The organism is Streptomyces prasinopilosus (genome assembly GCF_001419695.1).
In the GTDB taxonomy this organism is placed as follows: domain Bacteria; phylum Actinomycetota; class Actinomycetes; order Streptomycetales; family Streptomycetaceae; genus Streptomyces; species Streptomyces prasinopilosus.
This window is the reverse complement of sequence record NZ_LIRG01000333.1, coordinates 1-5,904: the sequence shown is the minus strand read 5'-3', so window position 1 is coordinate 5,904 and position 5,904 is coordinate 1. Positions and strand designations below refer to the sequence as shown.

Here is a 5,904-nt window from a genome sequence, read left to right as displayed (position 1 = left end):
TAGCCCTGGAGGTAGGGCTGCTGGTCCACGGCGAACCGGACGTCACCCTTGCGGACGGCGCCCACCAGTTCCTCGTTGAGGTCGAAGGCGGCGACGCGCGCCCCGGTGTCCGCCTCCTCGGCGGCCTCCGCCATGAGGAGGGCGTACTGGGCGCCGTTGGCGACGACCTCGTCGATCGTCGGGTCCTGCCGCAGCGTGGCGGTGACGATGCCGGAGACGGCGCGCTGGTCGGAGCCGTCCACGTAGAGGTTCTCGAACTTCCCCTCGAACGTCTTCCGCATGCCGGCGCAGCGCGCCTCCAGCCCGACGTTGCCCCGCTCGTGGATGACGCAGAGGGCGCTCCTGGCCTTCAGCTCGTTGAGCTTGGTGCCGACGGCCTGCCCCGCGAGGCCCTCGTCCTGCCCGAAGAACCCCAGCAGTCCCGCCGGCTTCCAGGCGTCGATGCCGGAGTTGAGCCCGACCACGGGGATCCCCGCCTTGCGGGCCTCCTCCACCGGACCCTTCATCGCCTGCGGCTTGGCCAGCGTCAGGGCGATGCCGTCCACCTTGTCGCGGACGGCGTCGCGCACGAGTTCGGCCTGTCCCTGCGGGTCCGCGTCGCTCACGTACGTGAGGTGGATGCCGTCCTTCGCGGCGGCGGCCTCGGCCCCCTTCCTCACCCGGTCCCAGAAGACGTCCCCCTCGCCGCCGTGCGTGACCATCACGACGCTCATCCGGCCGCCGGCCGCACCCGTGCTCCCCGGATCCGAGGAGTCGTCGGCCGCGCCGAGGACGGAGCAGCCGGTCACCGTCAGGAGGACGGCTGACGCCAGGGCCGCGAGGCGGACGGGCCGCCCCGGGCAACGCCGGGCCGGTGGACGGGTGTTCATGGGGAAGCGGACCTCGCTGTGCGCCGGGCTGGGGAGTGCGGAAGGAACGGGAGCAGGGGACGTGAGCAGGGGCGGAGCCGCGGCGTGTACGCCGAACGGGTGACTCTCGCTGGGACGGGAGCCAATCGCGTCCCACGGTCGGTAGTCAAGTGATCAGCCACGTCACGTGAGAGGAAGCTGCCGCATCGTGATGAACGGTGAGTTCCGCGGCGGCGGAGGCGCACGGGGGTTCCGGGTGTCCGGCCGCGTGGACGGTACGGAACCGGCCGCGGGGCGCACGCATGCCTGAACACGAGCCGTTCGGCATCAACGCCCTTTCAAATCAGGGGTGTTCGCGGATGCGTACGGGGGACGTGTCCGGTCCCGGGGCGCGGGTCCGCACCCGCGGGATCCCGGCGGCTCCCCGCCGGTCCTGTGCACGGCCCGCCGTCCGGTGCCCGCCGCCCGGCCGTTCCCGGCGCCTTCCCGGCGGCGAACCGCCCCTTCGGAGGGACCCCGTTCCCTTTCCTCCGCACGACTGCCACAATCAGATACCGGACGCGCTGTTTTCTTCGGGCGTCCGCATCCGAATCGCCGGATCTTTTCCGGGTACCGGGGCGAACCGGTGTGATGAGTACGGCCGCAGGGTGAGTTATCGTGTACGCGCAGTAAAAACAAACAGCATGACCCGTTCCTTTCCGGCTCAGGAGTTCAGTCGATGGCGAGGCAGGTACGCGCCGAGCAGACCCGCGCGACGATCATCACGGCCGCCGCCGATCTGTTCGACCGACAGGGCTATGAATCGACCAGTCTCAGCGACATCGTCGAGCACGCCCACGTCACCAAGGGAGCCCTGTACTTCCACTTCGCGGCGAAGGAGGACCTGGCCCACGCGATCCTGGAACTCCAGTCCGCCGTCTGCCGCAAACTGGCCAGGGACACCGAACTGCGGGGCCACACCTCCCTGGAGGCGCTGATGCGCCTCACCTTCGGCATAGCCCGCCAGTCGGCCGAGGACCCCGTCCTGCGGGCCGGCCTCCGCCTCGCCACCGGCGGCACCCGGCCGCGGCCCCCGCTCAGCCACCCGTTCGCCGAGTGGATGGACCTCGTCACCGCCCGGCTCGCGGGCGCGGTCAAGGAGTCCGACGTCCACCCCGAGGTCGACATCGACGTCGTGGCCCACTCCCTCGTCTGCTTCTTCATCGGCACCCGCGTCGTGGGCCGCTCCCGGGAACCCGTCGCCCGGCAGCCCCGCCGCACCGCCGAGATGTGGCAGATCCTCATCCGGGGCCTGGTCCCGGTGACCCGCAGGGCCCGCTACCTCAGCCTGGCCGCCCGGCTGGAACGGGAGATCGCCCCCGCCTGACGCCCGGCCGCGGCTTCCGCAGGCGTCCCCGCCCGGGCGGCCCCCCCGAGGGCCCTCCGTCCCGGCGGGGCCGGCCCCGCCGCCCGGTGCCGCGCGTTACGGTGAGCCGCATGCCCGACACCCCCACCGCTCCCGTGATCCTCGGCAACCGGCCGGGCTCGTTCCCGCACAGCGTGCTCGCCGAACGGCACCCCGCGATCATCCGGCAGGTGCGCGACGCCTTCCCGTACGAACCCGGACAGCGGCACGCGCTCGACGCCCTGCTGGCCGACTGCACCGAGGGCACGATCGAACCCCTCCCCGCCGACGCCCACGACCGCGGGCACTGGACGGCCTGGGGGATGGACGCGTACGCCGGACGGTCCTGGTACGACGTGCCCTGGCTGTGGTCCGAAAGCTGGTTCTACCGCCAACTGCTCCAAGCGGTCGGTTACTTCGGCCCCGGCCCCTGGCAGGGCATCGACCCCTTCCGCCCCTCCAAGCGCGCCGAACTCGACTCGTCCGCGACGGACGACGAACTCGCCGCACTCGACGACCTCGCCGGCCGGCCCGCGGACGAACGGGGGCGGGCCCTGCTGCACGGCTCCCTGTGGGGCAACCGCGCCGACCTCGGCTTCCGGCTCTCCGCCGAGGGGACCGCACGCGCGGCCGCCGTCCCCGCGCTGGTCGCCGACGACGGCGAGCGGCTGTGGGAGCTGCTGGACGCCTCCCGTGCGGGCACCCTCGTCCTGGTCGCCGACAACGCCGGACGCGAACTCGTCCCCGACCTCCTGCTCGTCTCCCACCTGCTGGAGCAGGGAACCATCGGCCGGGCGGTGCTGCACGTCAAGCCGTACCCCTACTACGTCTCCGACGCCACGACCGCCGACGTCGTCGACGCGCTGCGCCGGCTGACCGGGGCCCGGGGAGCCGCGGCCGGACACGGGCGCAGGCTCTGGGACGCCCTGTCCGACGGCCGGCTCACCCTCCGCGCCCACCCCTTCTCCTGCTCCCCGCTGCCGTACGAGGAGATGCCCGGCGACCTCCGCGCCGACTTCGCCGGGGCCGCGGTCACCGTCGTCAAGGGCGACCTCAACTACCGCCGCCTGGTGGGCGACCGGACCTGGCCGCCCACCACGCCCTTCGCCGACGTCACCGGCTACTTCCCCGGCCCGGTCGCCGCCCTGCGCACCCTGAAGTCCGACGTCGTCACCGGACTGGCCCCCGCGACGGAGGAGGCCCTGGTCGCGGCCGCGGAACAGCGCTGGCGCACCGGCGGCACCCACGCCCTGATCCAGGTACGGGCGTAACGGTCCGCACGCCCCCGCAGCGGAGGGGCGGCGCTGCGCGGCCGGCGCTCCCGCACCGGCGTTCCCGCGGTCCGGCACTCCCGGGGCCGGCACACCGGCATTCCGGCGACGGTTCACGCGATGGTGTGATCACGTCCGGGCCGGCGGATGCCGTCACGGACCCACGGGTAGGGCCGGGCCATGACCCAGCCGTTCGTACTTCCGCACTTCTACCTGCCGCACCCCGCGCGGCTGAACCCGCATCTCGAGCAGGCCCGTGCCCACTCGTCGGCGTGGGCGCGCGAGATGGGCATGCTGGAGGGATCCGGAGTCTGGGAGCAGGCCGACCTCGACGCGCACGACTACGGCCTGCTCTGCGCCTACACCCACCCCGACTGCGACGGACCCGCCCTCTCCCTGATCACCGACTGGTACGTGTGGGTCTTCTTCTTCGACGACCACTTCCTGGAACTGTTCAAGCGCAGCCAGGACCGGGAGGGCGGCAAGGCCCACCTGGACCGGCTGCCGCTGTTCATGCCGCTGGACCCGGCGGCCCCGGTGCCCGAGCCGCGCAACCCGGTCGAGGCCGGCCTCGCCGACCTGTGGGCGCGCACCGTGCCCGCGATGTCCGAGGACTGGCGCGCCCGGTTCGCGCTCGCCACGGAGCACCTCCTCAACGAGTCGCTGTGGGAGCTGTCCAACATCAACGAGGGGCGGATCGCCAACCCCGTCGAGTACGTCGAGATGCGCCGCAAGGTGGGCGGCGCCCCGTGGTCGGCGGGGCTCGTCGAGTACGCGACCGCCGAAGTGCCCGCCTCCGTCGCCGGCACCAGGCCGCTGCGGGTGCTGATGGAGACGTTCTCCGACGCCGTGCACCTGCGCAACGACCTGTTCTCCTACCAGCGCGAGGTCGAGGACGAGGGCGAGAACAGCAACGGCGTCCTCGTCCTGGAGACCTTCTTCGGCTGCACCACCCAGCAGGCCGCCGACACCGTCAACGACATCCTCACCTCGCGGCTGCACCAGTTCGAGCACACCGCGTTCACCGAAGTGCCCGCCCTCGCCCTGGACAAGGGCCTCGCCCCGCACGAGGTCGCGGCCGTCGCGGCGTACGCGAAGGGGCTGCAGGACTGGCAGTCCGGCGGCCACGAATGGCACCTGCGCTCCAGCCGGTACATGAACGAGGGCGCACGGGAGAGCACCCCGTGGGCGGGCCCGTCCGGGGCGGGCACCTCGGCCGCCGACGTGCGCGGGCTGCTCGCCGCCGCGGGCGCGGCGAGACTGCGGGCGCACACCCACGTGCCCTACCAGAAGGTCGGTCCGTCCCTGATCCCCGAGATCCGCATGCCGTTCCCGCTGCACCTCAGCCCGCACCTCGACGCCTCCCGGGGCACCCTCGTCGACTGGTGCCACCGGACGGGCATCCTGAGCGAGGGCGTGTGGGACGAGGACAAGCTGGACGCCTACGACCTCGCGTTGTGCTCCGCCGGAATCGACCCGGACGCCACCCCCGCCGCCCTCGACCTCAGCGCGCAGTGGCTCGCCTGGGGCACCTACGGCGACGACTACTACCCGCTCGTCTACGGCCACCGCCGCGACCTGGCCGCCGCCCGGCTGACCACGGCCCGCCTGTCCGACTGCATGCCCCTCGACGGCGAACCGGTGCCCCCGGCGGCCAACGCCATGGAACGGGCCCTGACCGACCTGTGGGCCCGCACCACGGCGGCCATGACACCGGGGGAGCGGGTCCCGCTGAAGAACGCCGTGAACGTCATGACCGAGAGCTGGCTGTGGGAACTGGGCAACCAGATCGTGCACCGCGTGCCCGACCCGGTCGACTACCTGGAGATGCGCCGGCAGACCTTCGGCTCCGACCTCACCCTCGGCCTGTGCCGGGCGGGCCACGGCCCCGCCGTCCCGCCCGAGGTCTACCGCAGCGGCCCGGTCCGCTCCCTGGAGAACGCGGCGATCGACTACGCCTGCCTCCTCAACGACGTCTTCTCGTACCAGAAGGAGATTGAGTTCGAGGGCGAGATCCACAACGCGATCCTCGTCGTGCAGAACTTCTTCGGCTGCGACTACCCGAAGGCGCTCGGCGTCGTCCACGACCTGATGAGCCGGCGCCTGGAGCAGTTCGAGCACGTCGTGGCTCATGAACTGCCCGTGCTGTACGAGGACTTCGGCCTGTCCCGGGAGGCGCGCGCGATCATGCGGGACTACGTGCTGGACCTGCGGAACTGGATGGCGGGCATCCTGCACTGGCACCGCAGCGTGAACCGCTACAAGGACGCGTGGCTCTCGAGCCGGGCCCACGGCTTCCTGCCGCACCGCACCCCCGCGACGCCCATGGCCCTCCGTAGCTGAGGTGCCCCGTGGCCACCCGCGCCGGAGAGGGAGCCGGTCTCCCTCTCCGGCGCGGGTG

Annotated in this window: 4 protein-coding genes; 3 read left to right on the top strand and 1 reads right to left on the bottom strand. The window is 72.4% G+C overall.

The genetic code is table 11. The features are described from left to right. The coding region (locus tag AOK18_RS14885) for a substrate-binding domain-containing protein (protein WP_055694662.1) at nucleotides 1-869 on the bottom strand (869 nt) is incomplete at its 3' end. Between the two features lie 697 nt (nucleotides 870-1,566). Between AOK18_RS14885 and AOK18_RS14880 the strand changes: the two genes are divergently transcribed. From AOK18_RS14880 to cyc2, 3 genes are all read left to right on the top strand, one after another. Continuing rightward, nucleotides 1,567-2,214: a ScbR family autoregulator-binding transcription factor gene (locus AOK18_RS14880; protein WP_055571124.1), complete on the top strand. Its 648-nt coding sequence runs from the start codon at nucleotides 1,567-1,569 to the stop codon at nucleotides 2,212-2,214. A 110-nt stretch (nucleotides 2,215-2,324) separates the two neighbouring features. Then, complete coding sequence (locus tag AOK18_RS14875; protein WP_055694661.1) at nucleotides 2,325-3,503, top strand: damage-control phosphatase ARMT1 family protein; 1,179 nt, start codon at nucleotides 2,325-2,327, stop codon at nucleotides 3,501-3,503. 180 nt (nucleotides 3,504-3,683) lie between these two features. Beyond that, nucleotides 3,684-5,846 (top strand): germacradienol/geosmin synthase Cyc2, encoded by a 2,163-nt coding sequence (cyc2, locus tag AOK18_RS14870; protein WP_055694660.1) that lies wholly within the window; start codon nucleotides 3,684-3,686, stop codon nucleotides 5,844-5,846. Nucleotides 5,847-5,904: the final 58 nt, after the last annotated feature.